Annotated in this window: 16 protein-coding genes and 1 pseudogene; 12 read left to right on the top strand and 5 right to left on the bottom strand. The window is 69.9% G+C overall.

Features of this window, described 5'->3' with window-relative positions:
- The 4 genes from FG99_RS21245 to FG99_RS21230 all read right to left on the bottom strand — a co-directional run bounded on the left by FG99_RS21245 (window position 1) and on the right by FG99_RS21230 (window position 3919).
- On the bottom strand, window positions 1-645 hold the full coding sequence (locus FG99_RS21245; RefSeq protein ID WP_043272180.1) for a FadR/GntR family transcriptional regulator: 645 nt from the start codon (window positions 643-645) through the stop codon (window positions 1-3).
- Between the two features lie 553 nt (window positions 646-1198).
- A complete protein-coding gene (gene xopAW, locus FG99_RS21240) occupies window positions 1199-1984 on the bottom strand; it encodes an EF-hand domain-containing protein (RefSeq protein ID WP_051879101.1) in 786 nt (261 codons plus the stop codon).
- Window positions 1985-2095: 111 nt separating this feature from the next.
- A complete protein-coding gene (locus FG99_RS21235; RefSeq protein ID WP_043272179.1) occupies window positions 2096-3145 on the bottom strand; it encodes a sensor histidine kinase in 1050 nt (349 codons plus the stop codon).
- A gap of 24 nt (window positions 3146-3169) precedes the next feature.
- On the bottom strand, window positions 3170-3919 hold the full coding sequence (locus FG99_RS21230; RefSeq protein WP_043272178.1) for a response regulator: 750 nt from the start codon (window positions 3917-3919) through the stop codon (window positions 3170-3172).
- 261 nt (window positions 3920-4180) lie between these two features.
- On the opposite strand from FG99_RS21230, the gene kdpF reads away from it, so the two are divergent.
- The 6 genes from kdpF to FG99_RS21200 all read left to right on the top strand — a co-directional run bounded on the left by kdpF (window position 4181) and on the right by FG99_RS21200 (window position 12184).
- On the top strand, window positions 4181-4270 hold the full coding sequence (gene kdpF / locus FG99_RS21225) for a K(+)-transporting ATPase subunit F (RefSeq protein WP_009618573.1): 90 nt from the start codon (window positions 4181-4183) through the stop codon (window positions 4268-4270).
- An 8-nt stretch (window positions 4271-4278) separates the two neighbouring features.
- On the top strand, window positions 4279-5973 hold the full coding sequence (gene kdpA / locus FG99_RS21220; RefSeq protein WP_043272177.1) for a potassium-transporting ATPase subunit KdpA: 1695 nt from the start codon (window positions 4279-4281) through the stop codon (window positions 5971-5973).
- A gap of 11 nt (window positions 5974-5984) precedes the next feature.
- Window positions 5985-8054: a potassium-transporting ATPase subunit KdpB gene (gene kdpB, locus FG99_RS21215; RefSeq protein WP_043272176.1), complete on the top strand. Its 2070-nt coding sequence runs from the start codon at window positions 5985-5987 to the stop codon at window positions 8052-8054.
- 156 nt (window positions 8055-8210) lie between these two features.
- The gene (gene kdpC, locus FG99_RS21210; RefSeq protein ID WP_009618579.1) at window positions 8211-8759 is read left to right on the top strand and encodes a potassium-transporting ATPase subunit KdpC; all 549 of its coding nucleotides are present in this window, start codon (window positions 8211-8213) and stop codon (window positions 8757-8759) included.
- Window positions 8760-8787: 28 nt separating this feature from the next.
- Window positions 8788-11445: a sensor histidine kinase gene (locus FG99_RS21205; protein ID WP_043272175.1), complete on the top strand. Its 2658-nt coding sequence runs from the start codon at window positions 8788-8790 to the stop codon at window positions 11443-11445.
- Between the two features lie 43 nt (window positions 11446-11488).
- Window positions 11489-12184 (top strand): response regulator, encoded by a 696-nt coding sequence (locus FG99_RS21200; protein WP_043272174.1) that lies wholly within the window; start codon window positions 11489-11491, stop codon window positions 12182-12184.
- A 336-nt stretch (window positions 12185-12520) separates the two neighbouring features.
- On the opposite strand, the gene FG99_RS21195 is transcribed toward FG99_RS21200, so the two are convergent.
- Window positions 12521-13555 carry a patatin-like phospholipase family protein gene (locus FG99_RS21195; RefSeq protein ID WP_009618585.1) on the bottom strand — a complete coding sequence of 345 codons (1035 nt, stop codon included), beginning with the start codon at window positions 13553-13555 and terminating at the stop codon, window positions 12521-12523.
- Between the two features lie 150 nt (window positions 13556-13705).
- On the opposite strand from FG99_RS21195, the gene selD reads away from it, so the two are divergent.
- The 6 genes and pseudogenes from selD to FG99_RS33325 all read left to right on the top strand — a co-directional run bounded on the left by selD (window position 13706) and on the right by FG99_RS33325 (window position 19112).
- Window positions 13706-14740 carry a selenide, water dikinase SelD gene (gene selD / locus FG99_RS21190; protein ID WP_043272173.1) on the top strand — a complete coding sequence of 345 codons (1035 nt, stop codon included), beginning with the start codon at window positions 13706-13708 and terminating at the stop codon, window positions 14738-14740.
- Window positions 14740-15840, top strand: a complete 1101-nt coding sequence (mnmH, locus tag FG99_RS21185) for a tRNA 2-selenouridine(34) synthase MnmH (RefSeq protein ID WP_043272172.1) — start codon at window positions 14740-14742, stop codon at window positions 15838-15840. The genes selD and mnmH overlap by 1 nt, the downstream gene beginning before the upstream one ends.
- Window positions 15841-15977: 137 nt before the next feature.
- Window positions 15978-16256 carry a hypothetical protein gene (locus FG99_RS21180; RefSeq protein WP_043272171.1) on the top strand — a complete coding sequence of 93 codons (279 nt, stop codon included), beginning with the start codon at window positions 15978-15980 and terminating at the stop codon, window positions 16254-16256.
- Between the two features lie 76 nt (window positions 16257-16332).
- Window positions 16333-16941 carry a flavin reductase family protein gene (locus FG99_RS21175; RefSeq protein WP_043272170.1) on the top strand — a complete coding sequence of 203 codons (609 nt, stop codon included), beginning with the start codon at window positions 16333-16335 and terminating at the stop codon, window positions 16939-16941.
- 47 nt (window positions 16942-16988) lie between these two features.
- Window positions 16989-18254, top strand: a pseudogene (locus tag FG99_RS33330) (HAMP domain-containing protein); the annotation flags it as partial.
- Entirely contained in the window at window positions 18231-19112 is an 882-nt protein-coding gene (locus FG99_RS33325) for a methyl-accepting chemotaxis protein (RefSeq protein ID WP_371263881.1), read from the top strand. The pseudogene FG99_RS33330 and the gene FG99_RS33325, both read left to right, overlap by 24 nt.
- Window positions 19113-19302: the final 190 nt, after the last annotated feature.

Raw genomic sequence — 19302 nt, 5'->3', positions numbered from 1 at the left:
TCAGATCAGCAGCGCGCGGTTGGCGGCCGCGGCCGCCTCGGCGTCCTGGCGCTCCAGGGCGTCCAGCAGTTGCCGGTGCAGCTCGAAGGCCGGCTGCGGGCGGCCGGGTTCGCTGATGGTGTGTTGCAGGCCGGCGCGGATGACCTGGGAGAAGTAGCGGTACAGCTCGCTCAGCAGCGGGTTGTGGGCGCTGTCCACCACGCGCTGGTGGAAGGCCAGGTCGTGCTCGACGTAGGCCTGAAGGTCGCCGCCGAAGTGCTGCGCGCTGAGCGCCAGGGCCTGGCGCAGGGCGGCCAGGTCGGCGTCGCTGCGGCGCAGGGCGGCCAGGCGCGCGGCCTCGACCTCGATCACCCCGCGCGCTTCCAGGGCCTGCTCGATGGAGCCGCGGGCCAGGGCCAGCATGGTGTCCAGCGGGTCGGCGCAGGCGCGTACGTAGGTGCCGTCGCCCTGGCGCACTTCCAGCACGCCGGAGAAGGTCAGCACGCGCACCGCCTCGCGCACGGTGTTGCGGCTCATGCCGAGGATTTCCGCCAGCTCCGGTTCCGGTGGCAGGCGCTGGCCGAGGGCCCAGGCGCCGCTGTCGATGCGTTGGCGGATCTGCTCCAGGGCGATGTCGACCAGGGAGCGTTTGAGGGGATTGGCCATATAGACATCCAATCATCGGATGATTAGGCCGGACAGGCTACTGCAGCGATGGGGGGCTGGCAAGGCGCGGATCGCCCCCACTGTAGGAGCGCGCCCTGCGCGCGAAATCGCGGACGGAGTCCGGCAAGCTCAACCCATCCTACGAAAAGCATCTCGGCGCAGTTGGCAAGACAGCTGCCCCTACAGGGTTACGCCGAACCTCCCGGCGCCCGGTAAGAACGGCGGATAACGCCGTAGGCGTTATGCGCCCTACGGGAGCATCCCGGCACCCGTAGGATGGTGTTGAGCGAAGCGATGCCCATCGCCATGGTCCGATGTTTTTCGCAAGCTCAACCCATCCTACGAAAAGCATCTCGGCGCAGTTGGCAAGACAGCTGCTCCTACAGGATTACGCCGAACCTTCCGGTGCCCGATGAAAACGGCGGATAACGCCGTAGGCGTTATGCGCCCTACGGGAGCATCCCGGCACCCGTAGGATGGTGTTGAGCGAAGCGATACCCATCGCCATGGTCCGATGGGTTTCGCAAGCGCCCCGGCGCAGCCGGCAGGAGACTCAGGCAGCGATATTGACCAGGCTGCCGCTGGTGTTCTGGTAGCTGGCGGCGCTGCTGTCCTGGTAGTGCCTGGCCAGCATGGCGAGCATCTGCTGCACGGCTTCGGCGCCGGCCGAGCCGCTGTTGGTGCTGGATGTCTCGCTGCTGCTGCTGGTCAGGCTGCTGTCGGTTTCCCCGGAAGCGGGCGGCGGAGGCGGCGGCATGTCGCCCTGGGCCTGTTGCAGGGCGCTGCTCAGTTCGTCCTGGCTGATGCTGCCGTTGCCGTCGCTGTCCAGGGCGCTGAACAGCTCGCTGCTGTCGGTGCCGGAGGCGCTGGCGGCGCTGAGTTCGTCGCTGCTGATGCTGCCGTCGCCATCGCTGTCCAGGGACGACAGCAGGTCGCTGGCGTCCTGGTCGGAGGAGGGCGGCGGCGGGGGCGGCGGCATGTCGCCCTGGGCCTGTTGCAGGGCGCTGCTCAGCTCGTCCTGGCTGATGCCGCCGCTGCCGTCGCTGTCCAACTGGGCCAGCAGCGAATCGATGTCGATGTCGCCGCTGTCGCTGCCGGAGGCGGACAGGGCGCTGTCCAGCTCGCTGGAGCTGACGCTGCCGTCACCGTCGCTGTCGAGGGACTTGAACAGGTCGGCGGCGAATTTCTGCGCCTTGTCGCTGCTGCCGCTGGTGCTGGTGCTGGTGCTGGTGCTGGTGCTGGAGCTGCTGGAGCTGCTGGAGCTGCTGGCGCTGCGCTGGGTGCTGGCGAGCGCGGCGCTGCTGTAATAGCTGCTGTAGCTGCTGACTCCACTGATCATCGGACTGCCTCCATGAGGTTATAGGTCCGGAACTGGAGTTCCGGTCCTGGCAGATTCGATGGGCGCCTTGTCGGCGGTATGTGCGCTTTGTATGCGGCGGCCGACAAAGCCTCAGGCGCGCGGCAGGCGCAGCACCGCGGTGGCGCCGCCGCCGGGGGTTTCCTCGAAGTGCAGGTCGCCGCCGTGGCGCCGCGCCGCCTCGCGGGCGATGGCCAGGCCCAGGCCGACGCCGCCGGAGTTGCGGTTGCGCGAGCCTTCCAGGCGGAAGTAGGGCTCGAACACCTGCTCGCGCATCTGCGCGGGGATGCCCGGGCCGTGGTCGCGGACGAGGATTTCCACCTGCTGGCCGCTGTCGCGCAGTATCAGCTGCACCTCGCCGGCATAGCGCAGGGCGTTGTCCAGCAGGTTCGACAGGCACGAGCGCAGAGCCAGCGGCTGTACCTTCAGCGGCGCGCACTGGCCTTCGACGCTGACGCGGGCGCCGTGCTCGCAGGCGTCCTCGGCCAGCGATTCGACCAGGGCGTTGACGTCGAACCACTGCAGCGCCTCGCTGGTGCGCTCCTGGTGCAGGTAGTGCAGGGTGGAGTCGAGCATGCCGATCATCTCGCCCAGGTCCTGGGCGAAGCGCGCGCGCAGCTGCGGGTTGTCGATCTCCTCCACGCGCAGCTTCAGCCGCGACAGCGGCGTGCGCAGGTCGTGGGACACCGCCACCAGCATGCGGCCGCGCTGCTGCACCTGCTCGCGGATGCGCTCGCGCATGCGGTTGAAGGCCTGTGCCGCGCGCTGCGCCTCCTGCGGCCCGGTTTCCGGCAGCGGCGGGCTGTCCAGGTCCTCGCTCAACTGCAACGCGGCATTGCCCAGGCGCTCCACCGGGCTGGCGAGCAGGCGCGCGCCGAACCAGGCGGCGCCGACCAGGGCGAGCAACTGGAACAGGAAGGGCATGCTCCAGAACGGCAGCCGCGGCGGCGGGGGCGGCGGCGGGCCGACCATGTGTCCCTCGAACTGCTCATGGGGCGGTGGCGGCGGTGGCGGCGGGCCGGGATGGCGGAAGTGGCTGAACCAGACGAAGGCCAGCAGGTGCGCGACCACGATGGCCAGCAGGAACACCCCGAACAGACGGGCGAACAGGCTGTCGGCGAACTGCAGCGAGCGCTTCTTCATCTGGCCTCCTTGGCCGGGCCGGGGTCAGGCGATGTCACGGACGTCGAACAGGTAGCCTTCGCCGCGCACGGTCTTGATCAGCCGCGGCGAGCGCGGGTCGTCGCCGAGCTTCTGGCGCAGGCGCGAGACCAGCAGGTCGATGCTGCGGTCGAAGGCCTCGATGGCGCGGCCGCGCGCGGCGTCCAGCAGCAGTTCGCGGTTGAGCACCCGGCGCGGGCGTTCGAGGAACACCCAGAGCAGGCGGAACTCGGCGTTGGATAGCGGCACCACCAGGCCGTCCGGTGAGTGCAGCTGGCGCAGCACGCTGTCCAGCCGCCACTGGTCGAAACGCACCTGGGCGCGCGGCTCGTTGCGCCCCTCGTCGCCGCGCACGCGGCGCAGGATGGTCTGGATGCGCGCCACCAGCTCGCGCGGTTCGAAGGGCTTGGCCATGTAGTCGTCGGCGCCCAGTTCCAGGCCGATGATGCGGTCGGCCGGCTCGCAGCGCGCGGTGAGCATCAGGATCGGGATGTCCGATTCGCTGCGCAGGTAGCGGCACAGCGACAGGCCGTCCTCGCCGGGCAGCATCAGGTCCAGCACCACCACGTCGAAGTTCTCCTCGGCCAGCGCCTGGCGCATGCCCGCGCCGTCGGCCACGCCGCGCGCCTCGATGTTGAAGCGCGCCAGGTAGCCGCAGAGCAGTTCGCGGATCGGCTCGTCGTCGTCCACCAGCAGGGCGCGGATGGTCCAGCGGCGCTGGCTGTCTTGGCTGGAGGTGGGGCTGGAGGGAAACATGCGGTACCTGTCGCTGGGAGCGCCCGGGGCGCGGGGTCAATGCTAACCCGCCGTCGCACGAGGGGGCCACGGTAGGCAAGGTTGACGGCAACGGATATCGACAGAGTGTCGTCAATGTATCGGCGCGCTTACAAAGTCGTGCCATAGCGCTTCTTTACGCTTTCTTTATGCCCGCCGGAAGCCCCGCCAATCGCTTCTTTACGCCCGCTTTGCGGAGACTTTTCCCATCGCGAGGATTCGCCTGCGTAAGGAGAGACAGACATGAGCGTGCTCGACGGGGTGTCCCTGGTCCTGGCCACGGGACTTTTCATCTACCTGCTGGTGGCGCTGCTGCGCGCCGACCGTTCCTAGGGGGCTGCATGAACAGCCATGACGTGCTGCTGATCGCCGCCTTCTTCGCCCTGGTGCTGCTGCCCGCGCCGCTGCTCGGGCGCTTCTACTACAAGGTGATGGAGGGCGAGCGCACCTTCCTCAGCCCGGTGCTGGCGCCGGTGGAGAGCCTGGTCTACCGCATCTGCGGCATCGACCCGCGGGCCGAGCAGGACTGGAAGACCTACACCCTGGCCATGCTCGCCTTCAACCTGGCCGGCCTTGCGCTGCTGTTCGCCATCCTCGTTGGCCAGGGCATGCTGCCGCTCAACCCGCAGCACCTGCCGGGCCTGGAATGGACCCTGGCCTTCAACACCGCGGTGAGCTTCGTCACCAACACCAACTGGCAGGCCTACAGCGGCGAGGCGGCGCTGAGCTACCTGAGCCAGATGCTCGGCCTGACCGTGCAGAACTTCGTCAGCCCGGCGGTGGGCCTGGCGGTGCTGGTGGTGCTGGCCCGCGGCATCGCCCGCAAGTCCACGCAGCACCTCGGCAACTTCTGGGTCGACCTGACCCGCGCGACCCTCTACGGCCTGCTGCCGCTGTGCCTGGTCCTGGCGCTGCTGCTGGTCTGGCAGGGCGTGCCGCAGACCTTCCTGGACTACGTCCACGCCACCACCCTGCAGGGCGCCGAGCAGTCCATCCCGCTGGGCCCGGCGGCCAGCCAGATCGCCATCAAGCAGCTGGGCACCAACGGCGGCGGCTTCTTCGGCGTGAACTCGGCGCACCCGTTCGAGAACCCCACGGCCTGGGCCAACCTGTTCGAGCTGGCGTCGATCATCCTGATCCCAGCGGCGCTGGTGTTCACCTTCGGCCACTACGTCAAGGACCTGCGCCAGAGCCGCGCCATCCTCGGCTGCATGCTGCTGCTGTTCGTCGTCGGCCTGGGCGTCGCCCTGTGGGCCGAGTACCAGCCGAACCCGGCGCTGGCGCACCTGCCGATCACCCAGGGCGCGCCCCTGGAAGGCAAGGAGAGCCGCTTCGGCACCACCGCCAGCGTACTCTGGGCGGTGACCACCACGGCCGCCTCCAACGGCTCGGTGAACGCCATGCACGACAGCCTCAACCCGCTCAGCGGCCTGGTGGCGATGTTCAACATGATGCTCGGCGAGGTGGTCTTCGGCGGCGTCGGCGCCGGCCTCTACGGCATGCTGCTGTTCGTCCTGGTCGCGGTGTTCCTGGCCGGCCTGATGATCGGCCGCACCCCGGAATACCTGGGCAAGAAGCTGGAGGCCCGCGAAGTCCGCCTGCTGGTCGCCACCCTGCTGGTGATGCCGGTCGGTGTGCTGGTGCTCGGCGCCATCGCCGCCAGCCTGCCGGGCCCCGCGAGCGCGGTGAGCAACCCCGGCGCCCACGGCTTCAGCCAGCTGCTCTACGCCTATACCTCGGGCACCGCGAATAACGGTTCGGCGTTCGCCGGCTTCGGCGCCAACACCCCGTTCCACAACCTGATGATCGCCCTGGCCATGCTCATCGGCCGCTTCGGCTACATCGTCCCGGTGCTGGCCATCGCCGGCAGCCTGGCGGCCAAGAAGCGCGTGCCGGTGGGGCCGAACAGCTTCCCCACGCACGGCCTGCTGTTCGTCGGCCTGCTGGCGGCGACCATCCTCCTGGTCGGCGGCCTGAACTTCCTGCCGACCCTGGTTCTCGGCCCGGTGGCCGATCACCTGACCCTGGGCTTCTGAGGAGCCGATAGATGAACGCCAAGACCCAGGACATGCCGCTCAAGAGCGCCACGTCCTCCCCCGAGAAACGCCACAGCCTGAGCTTCGCCGCGCTGTGGAGGCCGGCGCTGCTGCAGGCCTTCGTCAAGCTCGACCCGCGCCAGCTGCAGCGCTCGCCGGTGATGCTGGTGGTGGAACTGACCGCCATCCTCACCACAGTGCTGTGCTTCACCGGCGGTGACGCCGTGCCGCTGTCGGTGGCCGCGCAGATCGCCGCCTGGCTGTGGTTCACCGTGCTCTTCGCCAACTTCGCCGAAGCCCTGGCCGAGGGCCGCGGCAAGGCCCGCGCCGACAGCCTCAAGGCCGGCACCCAGGGCCTGATGGCGCAGCGCCTGAACGTCGACGGCGCCTACGAAAGCGTGCCGGCCACCAGCCTGCGCAAGGGCGACGTGGTGCGCGTGGTGGCCGGCGAGCTGATCCCCGGCGACGGCGAGGTGATCGAGGGCGTGGCGGCGGTCAACGAGGCCGCCATCACCGGCGAATCGGCGCCGGTGATCCGCGAATCCGGCGGCGACCGCTCGGCCGTGACCGGCAACACCCGGCTGGTCTCCGACTGGCTGCTGGTGCGTATCAGCGTCAACCCCGGCGAGTCGACCCTCGACCGCATGATCGCCCTGGTGGAGGGCGCCAAGCGGCAGAAGACGCCCAACGAGGTGGCCCTGGACATCCTGCTGATCGGCCTGACGCTGATCTTCCTGCTGGTGGTGGTGACGCTCAAGCCCTTCGCCCTGTTCGCCGGCGGCAGCCTGCCGCTGGTGTTCCTGGTGGCGCTGCTGGTGACGCTGATCCCCACCACCATCGGCGGCCTGCTCTCGGCCATCGGCATCGCCGGCATGGACCGCCTGGTGCGGCTGAACGTGATCGCCAAGTCCGGCCGCGCGGTGGAGGCCGCCGGCGACGTGCACGTGCTGATGCTCGACAAGACCGGCACCATCACCTTCGGCAACCGCCGCTGCGCCGCGCTGCACGCCGCGCCCGGGGTGACCGCGCCGGAGCTGGCCGAGGGCGCCTTCCTCGCCTCGCTGGCCGACGACACCCCGGAGGGCAAGTCCATCGTCGAGTTCCTCCGCGCGCAGATCATCCTGCCGGAGCCGTCGCGCGAGCAGCTGACGCCCATCGCCTTCAGCGCCGAGACGCGCCTGTCCGGCGTCGACCTCGACGGCCGCGTGTACCGCAAGGGCGCGGTGGACGCAGCCCTGGCCTTCATCGGCCGCGCCCGCGACGACATGCCGGAAAGCCTGGCCAAGGAAGTCGAGCGCATCGCCCAGAGCGGCGGCACCCCGCTGCTGGTGGTGGCCGACGGCAGGCTGCTCGGCGCCATCCACCTCAAGGACGTGGTCAAGCCGGGCATCCGCGAGCGCTTCGCCGAACTGCGCCGCATGGGCATCCGCACCGTGATGGTGACCGGCGACAACCCACTGACCGCCGCGGCCATCGCCGCCGAGGCCGGGGTGGACGACGTGATCGCCGAAGCCACGCCGGAGAAGAAACTGGCGCGCATCCGCCAGGAGCAGGGCGAGGGACGCATGGTCGCCATGTGCGGCGACGGCGCCAACGATGCGCCGGCGCTGGCCCAGGCGGACGTCGGCATGGCGATGAACGACGGCACCCAGGCGGCCCGCGAGGCGGCCAACCTGGTGGACCTGGACAGCGACCCGACCAAGCTGCTCGACGTGGTCCAGGTGGGCAAGGAACTGCTGGTGACCCGCGGCGCGCTGACCACCTTCTCGGTGGCCAACGACGTGGCCAAGTACTTCGCCATCCTGCCCGCGCTGTTCGCCGGCATCTACCCGCAGCTGCAGGTGCTCAACGTCATGCACCTGGCCAGCCCGCAAAGCGCCATCCTCTCGGCCATCGTGTTCAACGCGCTGATCATCATCGCGCTGATCCCCCTGGCCCTGCGCGGCGTGCGCGTGGCGGCCAGCGACGCCATGCACCTGCTGCGGCGCAACCTGCTGATCTACGGGGTGGGCGGGATCATCGCGCCCTTTATCGGGATCAAGGCCATCGACCTGTTGCTGGTGGCCCTGGGCCTGGTCTGAACGGGACTGCCGGCCTTGGCGATGGGTATCGCTTCGCTCAACCCATCCTACGGGCTACCCGAACTGTAGGAGCGAGCTTGCTCGCGAACCGCCCTGGTTCGAAAGCTTCGCGAGCAAGCTCGCTCCTACGAAGAGCTCGCATCGAGGAAACTGGAAATGCTCAATCACATCCGCCCCGCCATCGCCTCCCTGGCCCTGCTCTCGCTGGTCACCGGCGTGGCCTATCCGCTGCTGGTCACCGGCGTCGCCCAGGTGGCTTTCCCCGCACAGGCCAATGGCAGCCTGGTGCGCGACGCCAAGGGCGAAGTCCGCGGCTCGGCGCTGCTGGCGCAGAAGTTCGAGGGCCCGCAGTGGTTCCATGAACGGCCCTCGGCCGGCGACTACGCCACCGTCTCCAGCAGCGCCTCCAACCTGGCCCCGGGCAACCCGGCGCTGGCCGAGCGCATCGCCAAGGACGCCGCCGCCGAGGCGGTGGCCGGGCGCCCGGTGCCGCTGGCGCTGGTCACCACCTCCGGCAGCGGCCTGGACCCGCAGCTGCCGCCGGACGCCGCGCTCTACCAGGTGCCGCGCATCGCCCAGGCCCGCAGCCTGCCGGAGCAGGCCGTGCACAACCTGGTCGAGGCGCACACCCGGCGGCCGCTGGTGGGCCCGGCGGTGGTCAACGTGCTGGCCCTGAACATGGCCCTCGAGCAACTGCCTCGCTAGACTTGCGCGCAACCCCCTGGAGGCCAGCATGACCGATCCCAAGCGCGCCGACGCTCTGCTCGCGGACCTGGAGCGCAACGGCCGCGGACGCCTGAAGGTGTTCCTCGGCGCCGCCCCCGGCGTGGGCAAGACCTACGCCATGCTGCTGGCCGCCCAGGGCCAGTTGCGCCAGGGCGTGAACCTGCGCGTGGGCATCGTCGAGACCCACGGCCGCGCCGAGACCGAGGCGCTGCTCGCCGGCCTGCCGCAGCAGCCGCTGCTGCGCTCGGAATACCGCGGCATCCACCTCGCCGAGATGGACCTCGACGGCCTGCTGCGCGAGCCGCCGCAGCTCGCCCTGGTCGACGAGCTGGCCCACAGCAACGCCCCCGGCAGCCGCCACGCCAAGCGCTGGCAGGACATCCAGGAGCTGCTCGCCGCCGGCATCGACGTCTACACCACGGTTAACGTCCAGCACCTGGAAAGCCTCAACGACCAGGTGCGCGACATCACCGGCGTGCAGGTGCGCGAGACGGTGCCCGACTGGGTGCTGCAGGAAGCCGACGAACTGCTGCTGGTGGACCTGCCGCCGCGCGAGCTGCTGGAGCGCCTGCGCGAAGGCAAGGTCTACGTGCCGGAACAGGCGAGGGCGGCCATCGATGCCTTCTTCAGCCAGACCAACCTCACTGCCCTGCGCGAACTGGCCATGCAGACCGCCGCCGCGCGGGTGGACGCCGACCTGGCGCACCGCTACCGCCAGCAGGGCGGCGAGGCCCCGGCGCTGCGCGGCCGGCTGCTGCTGGGCGTGGACGGCGAGCGCAACGCCGAGCGCCTGGTGCGCCACGCCTCGCGGGTGGCCGAGCGCCGCCACCTGCCCTGGAGCCTGGTCCACGTCGACACCGGCGATGCCCGCGACGAGCAGTCGCGCCTGTACCTGCAGAACGCCCAGCAACTGGCCGAGCGCCTGGGCGGCGAGGTGGTGCAGCTGCGCGGCGGGGAAGTGGCGCGCACCCTGGTCGAGCACGCCCGCGAGCGCCGCGCCAGCCTGATCCTGGTCGGCCGTTCGCGCCAGCGCTGGTACCGCCGGCTGTTCGGCGGCGGCCTGGCGGCGCGCCTGCTGCGCCTGGGCGAGGGCCTGGAAGTCAGCGTGCTGGACAGCGAGGCCGACCTGGCCCCGGCCGCGCCGCGCCGGGGCGAGCGCGGCCACTGGCGCGACTACCTGCTGGCGGCCCTGGCCGCCGCCGGGGCCAGCGCCCTGGCCTGGGGCGTGTCGCGCCTGCTGGAGCTGCCGAACATCTCCCTGGTGTTCCTCGCCGCCGTGCTGCTGGTGGCGGTGCGCAGCAGCCTGTGGCCGGCGCTGGTATGCGCGGTGCTGTCGTTCCTGGCCTACGACTTCCTGTTCATCCCACCGTACTTCTCCCTTTCCATCCAGCGCGAGCAGGACGTGCTGACCCTGCTGTTCTTCCTGCTCATGGCCGCGCTCACCGGCAACCTCGCCGCGCGCCAGCGCCGCCAGCTGCAAGTGCTGCGCGACACCCAGGAGGAGACCGGCGCGCTGCTGGAACTCTCGCGCAAACTCACCGCCGCCACCGACCGCCAGGCGGTGCTGGCCGCCGCCGCCCAGCAGTTCGCCCTGTGGAATGACCTGGACATCTGCGTGCTGGCCCGCCAGCACGACGACTGGAAGGTGGAAAGCGGCCACGCCCGCGGCTTCGACGAGCAGGAGCGCGCCGCCGCCGACTGGGCCTGGCAGCACGACCAGCCGGCCGGCCTGGGCACCGGCACATTGCCGGCGGGGCGCTGGTGGTGGTGGCCGCTGTCGGCGGAGGAGGGGCCGCTGGCGCTGCTCGGCGTGCGGCCCAGGGACGGCGAGCCGCTGCCCGGCCAGCGCCGCCGCCTGCTCGCCGCCCTCGGCCAGCCGCTGGCCCAGGCCCTGGCCCGCGCGCGCCTGGCCGACGACCTGGAAGCCGCGCGCCTGCACGGCGAGACCGAGCAACTGCGCAGCGCGTTGCTGGCTTCGGTCAGCCACGACCTGCGCACCCCGCTGACCACCATGCGCGGCGCCATCGACAGCCTGCTGGCCCTGGGCAACGCGATTCCCCCGGCCGACCGCAAGGAACTGCTGGAAAGCACCCGCGACGAGGCCGAGCGCCTGGACCGCTACATCCAGAACCTGCTGGACATGACCCGCCTGGGCCAGGGCGGGCTGAAGCTGGCGCGCGACTGGGTGGCCCCGGAGGACATCGTCGGCAGCGCCGTGCACCGCCTGCGCGCGCTGCTCGCGCCCTATCGCGTGGAAACCCGCGTGCCGGCCGAACTGCCGCTGCTGTACGTGCACGCGGCGCTGATCGAGCAGGCCCTGGTCAACGTGCTGGAGAACGCCGCGCGCTTCTCGCCGCCGGGTGGGCGCCTGCGGGTACAGGCCGCACAGGTCGGCGACGAGTTGCAGTTCAGCGTCAGCGACGAAGGCCCGGGGATTCCCGAGGTCGAGCGGGAGAAGATCTTCGACATGTTCTACAGCGCCGCCCGGGGCGACCGCGGCGGGCCGAGCACCGGCCTGGGCCTGGCGATCTGCCAGGGCATGGTCGGCGCCCACGGCGGGCGCATCAGCGTCGGCGACGGCCTGGATGGCCACGGCACCACCCTGACCCTGCACCTGCCGCTGCAGCGCCAGCCGGACCTGGAGCAGCTTGATGCCGGTAGTTGAAAGGCCCAAGCTAGGCGCCACCGCCCCCAGCCAGCCGAGCCCGATGAGCAACGCCAACGCCGCCTGCATCCTGGTCATCGACGACGAACCGCAAATCCGCAAGTTCCTGCGCATCAGCCTCAACGCCGGCGGCTACCGGGTGGTGGAGGCCGGCAGCGGCGAGGAGGGCCTGGCCCAGGCGGCGCTGAACCGCCCGGACCTGGTGGTGCTCGACCTCGGCCTGCCGGACAAGGACGGCCAGGAGGTGCTGCGCGAGTTGCGCGAATGGTCGCAGGTGCCGGTGCTGGTGCTCTCGGTGCGCGCCGCCGAGAGCGAGAAGGTGCTGGCCCTGGACGGCGGCGCCAACGACTACGTGACCAAGCCCTTCGGCATCCAGGAATTCCTCGCCCGCATCCGCGCGCTGCTGCGCCAGGGCCACCAGGGCGAGAACCAGGAAGCGCAGGTGGCGGTGGGGCCGCTATTGGTCGATTTCGCCTACCGCCGGGTGAACCTCGACGGCGCCGAAGTGGCGCTCACCCGCAAGGAATACGCGGTGCTGGCCACCCTGGCCCGGCACCTGGGGCGGGTGGTCACCCAGCAGCAACTGCTCAAGGACATCTGGGGCCCGACCCACGTCGAGGACACCCACTACCTGCGCGTGGTGGTCGGCCACCTGCGGCAGAAACTGGCGGACGACCCGGCCAACCCGCGCTTCATCGTCACCGAGGCCGGCGTCGGCTATCGCCTGCGCGATGCGTAGGGCGTATAACCGTTCGCGGTTATCCGCCGATACGCCTGCGTTGCCGCCAACGCCATGGCCGAGCCTTGGCGCATACCCAACCAGCGCCAGGCCCAACAGCGAGCGGGCCGGTAGCCAAGGCCAATCGGCGGATAACGCCGTAGGCGTTATGCGCCCTACGCCAAGCCCACCTGTAACGTAGGGCGTATAACCGTTCGCGGTTATCCGCCGATACGCCTGCGTTGCCGCCAACGCCATGGCCGCGCCTTGGCGCATACCCAACCGGCGCCAGGCCCAACAGCGAGCGGGCAGATGGCCAAGGCCAATCGGCGGATAACGCCGCAGGCGTTATGCGCCCTACGGATTCTCCGCCTCGTACCGGTCCAGCGTATCGCTGGCGATCTGCCTTCCCAGGGCCACCAGCTCCGGGGCCTTGTAGAACTCGAAGAAGCGGCACACGCGCTTGGGCACGTTGATCAGCACGTCCGGCGGGTAGCCGGCGATCTTGTACTGCGCCAGGGAGGTCTGCATCACCTCGAAGCTCTGGTTGACCAGCTCCAGCAACGAGGCCGGGCTGCTGCTGTCGATCACCTGGCTGCCGCTGGCGGACTTCGGCGAGCCCTTGCCCAGGGGCGCCGCGGCCGGTTGCTGCATCTCCGGCTCGGCCGGTTCCTCGCTGTCGGGCACCGGCTCCAGCAGGGCTTCGGCGCGCAGTTCCGGCGGTTCCAGCTCCGGGCCGTGGCGGCGGAACCGGCTGAGCTTGTCGCCGAGGCTACCGATCAGGCTGTCGAAGCGGCCCTTGAGCGCCGCCGGCCGCTCGATCACCGGCAACTGGTACTGGCGCTGGTTGGTGGCGTTGAGGTTCACCGCGATGATCAGGTCGGCGTGGCTGGACACCACCGGCACGATCGGCAGCGGGTTGAGCAGGCCGCCATCGACCAGCATGCGCGGGCCCTGCATCACCGGGGTGAACAGGCTGGGAATGGCCGCCGAGGCGCGCATGGCCTGGTGCAGGTCGCCTTCCTGGAACCAGATTTCCTGCTGGTTGGTGAGGTCGGTGGCCACCGCCGTGTAGGGGATGGGCAGGTCCTCGATGTTGATGTCGCCGATGATCTCGTGGATCTTGCCGAACACCCGCTCGCCGCGGATGGCGCCGAGGCGGAAGCTGACGTCCAGCAGGCGCAGCACGTCCAGGTAATCCAGGCTTTCCACCCAGTCGCGGTATTCCCCCAGCTTGCCGGCGGCGTAGATGCCGCCGATCACCGAGCCCATGGAGCAGCCGGCGATGCAGGCGATCTCGTAGCCGCGCCGCTCCAGTTCCTCGATCACGCCGATATGCGCATAACCCCGTGCTCCGCCGGAGCCGAGCACCAGCGCCACTTGTTTCGACATGGACGGTTATTCCTCTGAAAACAACGCATTGCAAGGCGCGGCGGGCGGCCTGGGCCGGCGCCGGATGTCACTGACGATACGCCCGGGTAGGGCGGGGCGCCAAGGGTGTTTGCTAGAATCGGCCGATCGACTTCCCGCCCCGGAGCCAACATGAGCGAACCCATCCGCCTGACCCAGTACAGCCACGGTGCCGGCTGCGGCTGCAAGATTTCCCCCAAGGTGCTGGAAGTGATCCTGGCCGGCAGCGGCGCGCAGAACCTGGACCCGAACCTGTGGGTCGGCAACGCCTCGCGCGACGACGCTGCGGTCTATGCTATCGACGGCGAGCGCGGCGTGGTGTCCACCACCGACTTTTTCATGCCCATCGTCGACGATCCCTTCGACTTCGGCCGCATCGCCGCCACCAACGCCATCAGCGACATCTACGCCATGGGCGGCGACCCGCTGATGGCCATCGCCATCCTCGGCTGGCCGGTCAACGTGCTGGCTCCGGAAATCGCCCGCGAGGTGATCGCCGGCGGCCGCAAGGTCTGCGACGAGGCGGGCATCCCGCTGGCCGGCGGCCACTCCATCGACGCCCCCGAGCCGATCTTCGGCCTGGCCGTCACCGGCCTGGTGGAAAAGCGCTTCATGAAGCGCAACGACACCGCCACCGCCGGCTGCCGCCTGTACCTGACCAAGCCGCTGGGCATCGGCATCCTCACCACCGCCGAGAAGAAGTCCAGGCTGCGCGCCGAGGACGTGGGCCTGGCCCGCGACTGGATGTGCACCTTGAACAAGCCCGGCAGCCGCTTCGGCAAGCTCGCAGGGGTGACGGCCATGACCGACGTCACCGGCTTCGGCCTGCTCGGCCACCTGGTGGAGATGGCCGACGGCGCCGGCCTGACCGCACGCATCCGCTTCGACGCGGTGCCGCGCCTGGAGCACGTGCAGTACTACCTGGAACAGGGCTGCGTGCCCGGCGGCACCCTGCGCAACTTCGACAGCTACGGCGAGCGCATCGCGCCGCTGCCGGAACTGCACAAGCTGCTGCTGTGCGACCCGCAGACCAGCGGCGGCCTGCTGGTGGCGGTGACCCCCGAGGGTGAGGCGGAATTCCTCGCCACTGCCGCCGAACTGGGCCTGCGACTGGCGCCCATCGGCGAGCTGGTCGAGCGACAGAGTCACGCGGTAGAGGTGGCCTGATGCGCGACAACACCCGGCACTACCGCGAACTCTTCCTCAATGACGTCCCGCTGATGGACGTGCGCGCCCCGGTGGAATACACCAAGGGCGCCTTCCCCCACACCGAGAACCTGCCGCTGATGAACGACGTCGAGCGGCAGAAGGTGGGCACCTGCTACAAGCAGCATGGCCAGCAGGCGGCCATCGCCCTGGGCCACGAGCTGGTCTGCGGCCCGCTCAAGGCCGAGCGCATCGAAGCCTGGCTGGACTTCGCCCGGCGCCACCCGGACGGCTACCTGTACTGCTTCCGCGGCGGCCTGCGCTCGCAGATCGTCCAGCAGTGGATGAAGGACGCCGGCATCGAATACCCGCGCGTGGTCGGCGGCTACAAGGCGCTGCGCGGCTTCCTCTTCGACACCACCCGCGCGGCCACCGAGGAATGTTCCTTCGTGCTGATCGGCGGCCTCACCGGCACCGGCAAGACCGAGGTGGTGGCGCAGCTGGACAACGCCCTGGACCTGGAAGGCCACGCCAACCACCGCGGCTCCAGCTTCGGCCGCCGGGCCACGCCGCAGCCGGCACAGATCGACTTCGAGAACCGCCTGGCCATCGACATCCTGAAGAAGCGCCACGCCGGCATGAGCCAGTTCGTGCTGGAGGACGAGGGGCGCATCGTCGGCAGCTGCTCGCTGCCGCTGGAGCTGTACCAGGGCATGCAGGGCTACCCGCTGGTGTGGCTGGAGGACAGCTTCGAGGGGCGGGTGGAACGCATCCTCAAGGACTACGTGATCGACCTGTGCGCCGAGTTCGTCGAGGTGAAGGGCGCGCCGGAGGAAGGCTTCGAGGCCTTCGCCGCCTACCTGCGCAAGAGCCTGTCGGGCATCGTCAAGCGCCTGGGCGGGGAGCGCTACCAGCGCCTGGCGGCGATCATGGACGAGGCCCTGGACGAACAGCGCCGCAGCGGCGCGGTGGACCTGCACCGCGGCTGGATCGAGGGGCTGTTGGGCGAATACTACGACCCCATGTACGCCTACCAGCTGCAGAGCAAGGAATCGCGCATCGAGTTCCGCGGCAACCACGACGAGGTGGTGGAGTACCTGCGTTCCCGGCCACCGCGGTAGACCGCTCCTACGAAAGGCAGGCCGTCACGTAGGGCGCATAACGCCGTAGGCGTTATGCGCCCTACGCCAAACCCACCTGTAACCTTGGGCTGCGGCGGTCTAAGCTGGAAGTCGCCCGAACCACCAAGGAGGTCGTCATGAAGGCACTTTTCGCAGTTCTCGCCGCCAGCCTGGCGCTGGCCGGCTGCTCCGGCAAGACGGTCAATCGCGACAGCTGCGCCAGCGAACTGAACGCCGCCTGGCACGAGCTGGACCTGGCCAAGGCCGAGGGCTTCGCCGGCACCGTCAGCTATTCCAAGGCGCTGGCGCTGATCAGCGCGGCCAAGACCGAGCAGCAGGTCGAGTCCTACGGCGGCTGCCTGGACAAGGCCAGCAAGGCGCGCTTCTACATCAAGGAATCGCGCGCGGGCCGCTGACCGGGCGCGGGCAAGGCGGGCATAATCGCCGGGCGGACGGGCGCTCCGGCCCGCCCGGCAGTCAGGAACCCCTCCCATGCAACTCGACTTCAGCACCCTCGCGCCCGCCGACGCCTACCGCTGGCTGGCCTCCACCGTCACCCCGCGGCCCATCGCCTGGGTCTCCACCCTGTCCGCGCAGGGCCAGGGCAACCTGGCGCCGTTCAGCTTCTTCCAGGTCATCAGCGACGAGCCGCCGACGCTGATGGTCAACACCAGCATCCGCGACGACGGCAGCGTCAAGGACACCCTGCGCAACGTCCGCGAGACCGGCCAACTGGTGATCCACCTGGTCAGCGCCGCCCAGGCCGAGACCATGAACGCCACCGCCGCCACGCTGCCCCATGGCGTCAGCGAGATCGAGCAGGCCGGCATCGCCACCCTGCCCAGCGTGCGCGTGGCGCCGCCGCGGGTGGCCGGCGCGGCCGTGGCCTTCGAGTGCGAGCTGGCGCAGATCCAGCCCTACCCGGCGGACAAGCCCAGCTGCTACCTGATCTTCGCCCGCGTGCTGCTGGCGCACATCGACGACGCGGTATTGCGCGACGAGCGCCACGTCGACCCGGCGAAGCTCGACCTGGTCGGCCGCCTGGGCGGCACCCACTACAGCTTCACCCGCGACACCTTCAGCATGATCCGCCCCAAATAGGGGCACGGGCCGCCGTGCGCCGGGACCTTGGCGCGCGACTGTCCTGGATGCGACCTGCGCATGCCCGTGCGCAACATCGAATTGCCATCATCGACGCCGCCCCTTGTTCCGCCGGTCGGCCGGCTCCTAATGTTCCGTCCCAAAGCAACGACAAAGAACGGGAGAGCTTCGGTCGAAGACTCTCCCGCAAGGCATTCGGCAAGGGGAGGGGTGGCATGGTCGCGTTCGTGCAACGGCGGTTGGCCAATCTGGGCACGGCGAAGAAACTGGCGCTGGGCTTCGGCCTGGTATTGCTGCTGACGGCGCTGGTGGCAGGGATCGGCGTCGGGGCGCTGCGTTCCATCGAGCAGCGCTTCGCCCTGCTGGACGCCATGAGCGCGGTCAACCGCGAAGTCCTGGAGATGCGCCAGAGCGAGAAGGACTTCGTCCAGGGCGCCAGCCCCAAGGCCGCCGAGCAATTGCGCCAGCGCGCCAAGCTCCTCGCCGGGCACGTCGAGCAGCTCAAGGCGCACCCCGGCCAGGCCGAGGCCATGGAGCGCGTGGCCCAGGCCATGGCCGGCTACCTGGCCTCCTTCGACCGCTTCGAGCAGGCCAGCAAGAGCCGCCACCTGGCCCTGGAGGCCGCCAACTGGTCGGTGTCCAGCGCCTCCAACAGCCTGGACATCCTGCAATCCAGCCTGGCCGACGACGGCGCCTACGAACTCAAGCAGAGCCAGGGCCAGAACGGCGAGGAGCTGCTCAAGCAGGCGGCCCAGGTCGGCCAGCTCTACCGCCTGGTGCTGCAGGGCCTGAACGAGGCCCGCGCGCGCCTGGAGCAGAAGGACGGCGAGGCTGCGGGCGATGCGCGCATCAAGTCCGCCGACGAGGCTCTGGAGCTGTCGAAGCAACTGCAGACTGCAATCACCGACCCGGCCTACGTCTCGGTGATCAAGGACGTGGCCACCAACATCGACGGCTTCGGCAACAACCTCGGCGACTACTCCGCCGGCCTGGCCAAGGAACAGCAGGCGCACCGCGAGATGTCGCAGCGCGCCGAAGAGATGATGCAGCAGGTGGATGCCTCCTACGCCACGCAGCAGGCGGCCATGGTCAGCGTGTTGCACAGCAGCGTGGGCGCGATGCTCGGTTCGGCGGCGCTGGCGCTGCTGGTCGGTACCCTGGCTGCGCTGCTGATCAGCCTGCTGATCGTGCGCCCGTTGCGCCAGGTGATCGGCATGGCCAGCCGCATCGCCGAGGGCGACCTGAGCCAGACCATCCGCGTCGAGCGCAAGGACGAGGTGGGCCAACTGATGGCCGCGGTGGACGCCATGGCGCAGAGCCTACGCGGCATCGTCAGCCGCCTGCATGAAGGCGTCGGCCGCATCACCTCCTCGGCGCAGGCGCTATCCGGCGTCACCGAGCGCACCCAGAGCGGCGTCAACAGCCAGAAGGCCGAGACCGACCAGGTGGCCACGGCGATGAACCAGATGGCCGCCACCGTCCACGAGGTGGCGCGCAACGCCGAGGCCGCGGCGCACTCCGCCGAGCAGGCCGACGGCACCGTGGCCAGCGGCCAGCAGGTAGTGCGGCGCACCCTCGGGCGCATTTCCGAGCTGGCCGAGGCGGTGCGCGAGGCCTCCGCCAGCATCCACGACTTGGGTCGCGAGAGCCAGAACATCGGCAGCGTGCTCGACGTGATCAAGGCGGTGGCCGAGCAGACCAACCTGCTGGCGCTCAACGCCGCCATCGAGGCGGCCCGGGCCGGCGAGCAGGGCAGGGGCTTCGCCGTGGTGGCCGACGAGGTGCGCGCCCTGGCGCGGCGCACCCAGCAGTCGACGGCGGAGATCGAGAAGCTGATCGGCGCGCTGCAGAACGGCGCCCAGGCCTCGGTGCAGCACATGCAGCACAGCCATCAACTGGTGGAGAAGAGCGTTGGCGACGCCGAGCAGACCGAGACCGCGCTGGGCGAGATCGCCGCGGCGGTGGCGGTGATCCACCAGATGAACCAGCAGATCGCCGCGGCCTCCGAGCAGCAGAGCGCGGTGGCCGAAGAGATCAACCGCAGCGTCACCAGCATCCGCGGCATCGCCGACGAATCGGCCCAGGCGATGGAGTCCACGGCCTCCTCCAGCGTCGAGCTGGCCCAGCTCAGCCGCGACCTGCAGGGTATGGTGGGGCAGTTCCGCCTGTAGGCAGCACCGAGCCCCTGTAGGAGCGGACTCTGTCCGCGATTCGCGCGCAGGGCGCGCTCCTGCAGGGGAATGACATCTGCGCTCGGGCTTTTCCCTCACCCCAGCCCTCTCCCGGAGGGAGAGGGGCTAGTCGGTGCCGAGAGACGGCCCGGTTTCAGCCGGCAGTCCCTGTGCTAGCCGGCTAACGCCG

It is taken from the genome of Pseudomonas sp. AAC (assembly GCF_000725445.1).
Lineage (GTDB): Bacteria > Pseudomonadota > Gammaproteobacteria > Pseudomonadales > Pseudomonadaceae > Pseudomonas > Pseudomonas citronellolis.
Note: the sequence above shows the minus strand (reverse complement) of the source record. Positions and strands in the feature narration are given on the sequence as shown.

Bases quoted from the DNA above. Each gene is read 5' to 3' on its own strand.
- FG99_RS21245 (WP_043272180.1), bottom strand. From the start codon at position 645: ATGGCCAATCCCCTCAAACGCTCCCTGGTCGACATCGCCCTGGAGCAG.
- xopAW (WP_051879101.1), bottom strand. From the start codon at position 1,984: ATGATCAGTGGAGTCAGCAGCTACAGCAGCTATTACAGCAGCGCCGCG.
- FG99_RS21235 (WP_043272179.1), bottom strand. From the start codon at position 3,145: ATGAAGAAGCGCTCGCTGCAGTTCGCCGACAGCCTGTTCGCCCGTCTG.
- FG99_RS21230 (WP_043272178.1), bottom strand. From the start codon at position 3,919: ATGTTTCCCTCCAGCCCCACCTCCAGCCAAGACAGCCAGCGCCGCTGG.
- kdpF (WP_009618573.1), top strand. From the start codon at position 4,181: ATGAGCGTGCTCGACGGGGTGTCCCTGGTCCTGGCCACGGGACTTTTC.
- kdpA (WP_043272177.1), top strand. From the start codon at position 4,279: ATGAACAGCCATGACGTGCTGCTGATCGCCGCCTTCTTCGCCCTGGTG.
- kdpB (WP_043272176.1), top strand. From the start codon at position 5,985: ATGAACGCCAAGACCCAGGACATGCCGCTCAAGAGCGCCACGTCCTCC.
- kdpC (WP_009618579.1), top strand. From the start codon at position 8,211: ATGCTCAATCACATCCGCCCCGCCATCGCCTCCCTGGCCCTGCTCTCG.
- FG99_RS21205 (WP_043272175.1), top strand. From the start codon at position 8,788: ATGACCGATCCCAAGCGCGCCGACGCTCTGCTCGCGGACCTGGAGCGC.
- FG99_RS21200 (WP_043272174.1), top strand. From the start codon at position 11,489: ATGAGCAACGCCAACGCCGCCTGCATCCTGGTCATCGACGACGAACCG.
- FG99_RS21195 (WP_009618585.1), bottom strand. From the start codon at position 13,555: ATGTCGAAACAAGTGGCGCTGGTGCTCGGCTCCGGCGGAGCACGGGGT.
- selD (WP_043272173.1), top strand. From the start codon at position 13,706: ATGAGCGAACCCATCCGCCTGACCCAGTACAGCCACGGTGCCGGCTGC.
- mnmH (WP_043272172.1), top strand. From the start codon at position 14,740: ATGCGCGACAACACCCGGCACTACCGCGAACTCTTCCTCAATGACGTC.
- FG99_RS21180 (WP_043272171.1), top strand. From the start codon at position 15,978: ATGAAGGCACTTTTCGCAGTTCTCGCCGCCAGCCTGGCGCTGGCCGGC.
- FG99_RS21175 (WP_043272170.1), top strand. From the start codon at position 16,333: ATGCAACTCGACTTCAGCACCCTCGCGCCCGCCGACGCCTACCGCTGG.
- FG99_RS33325 (WP_371263881.1), top strand. From the start codon at position 18,231: ATGGCCGCGGTGGACGCCATGGCGCAGAGCCTACGCGGCATCGTCAGC.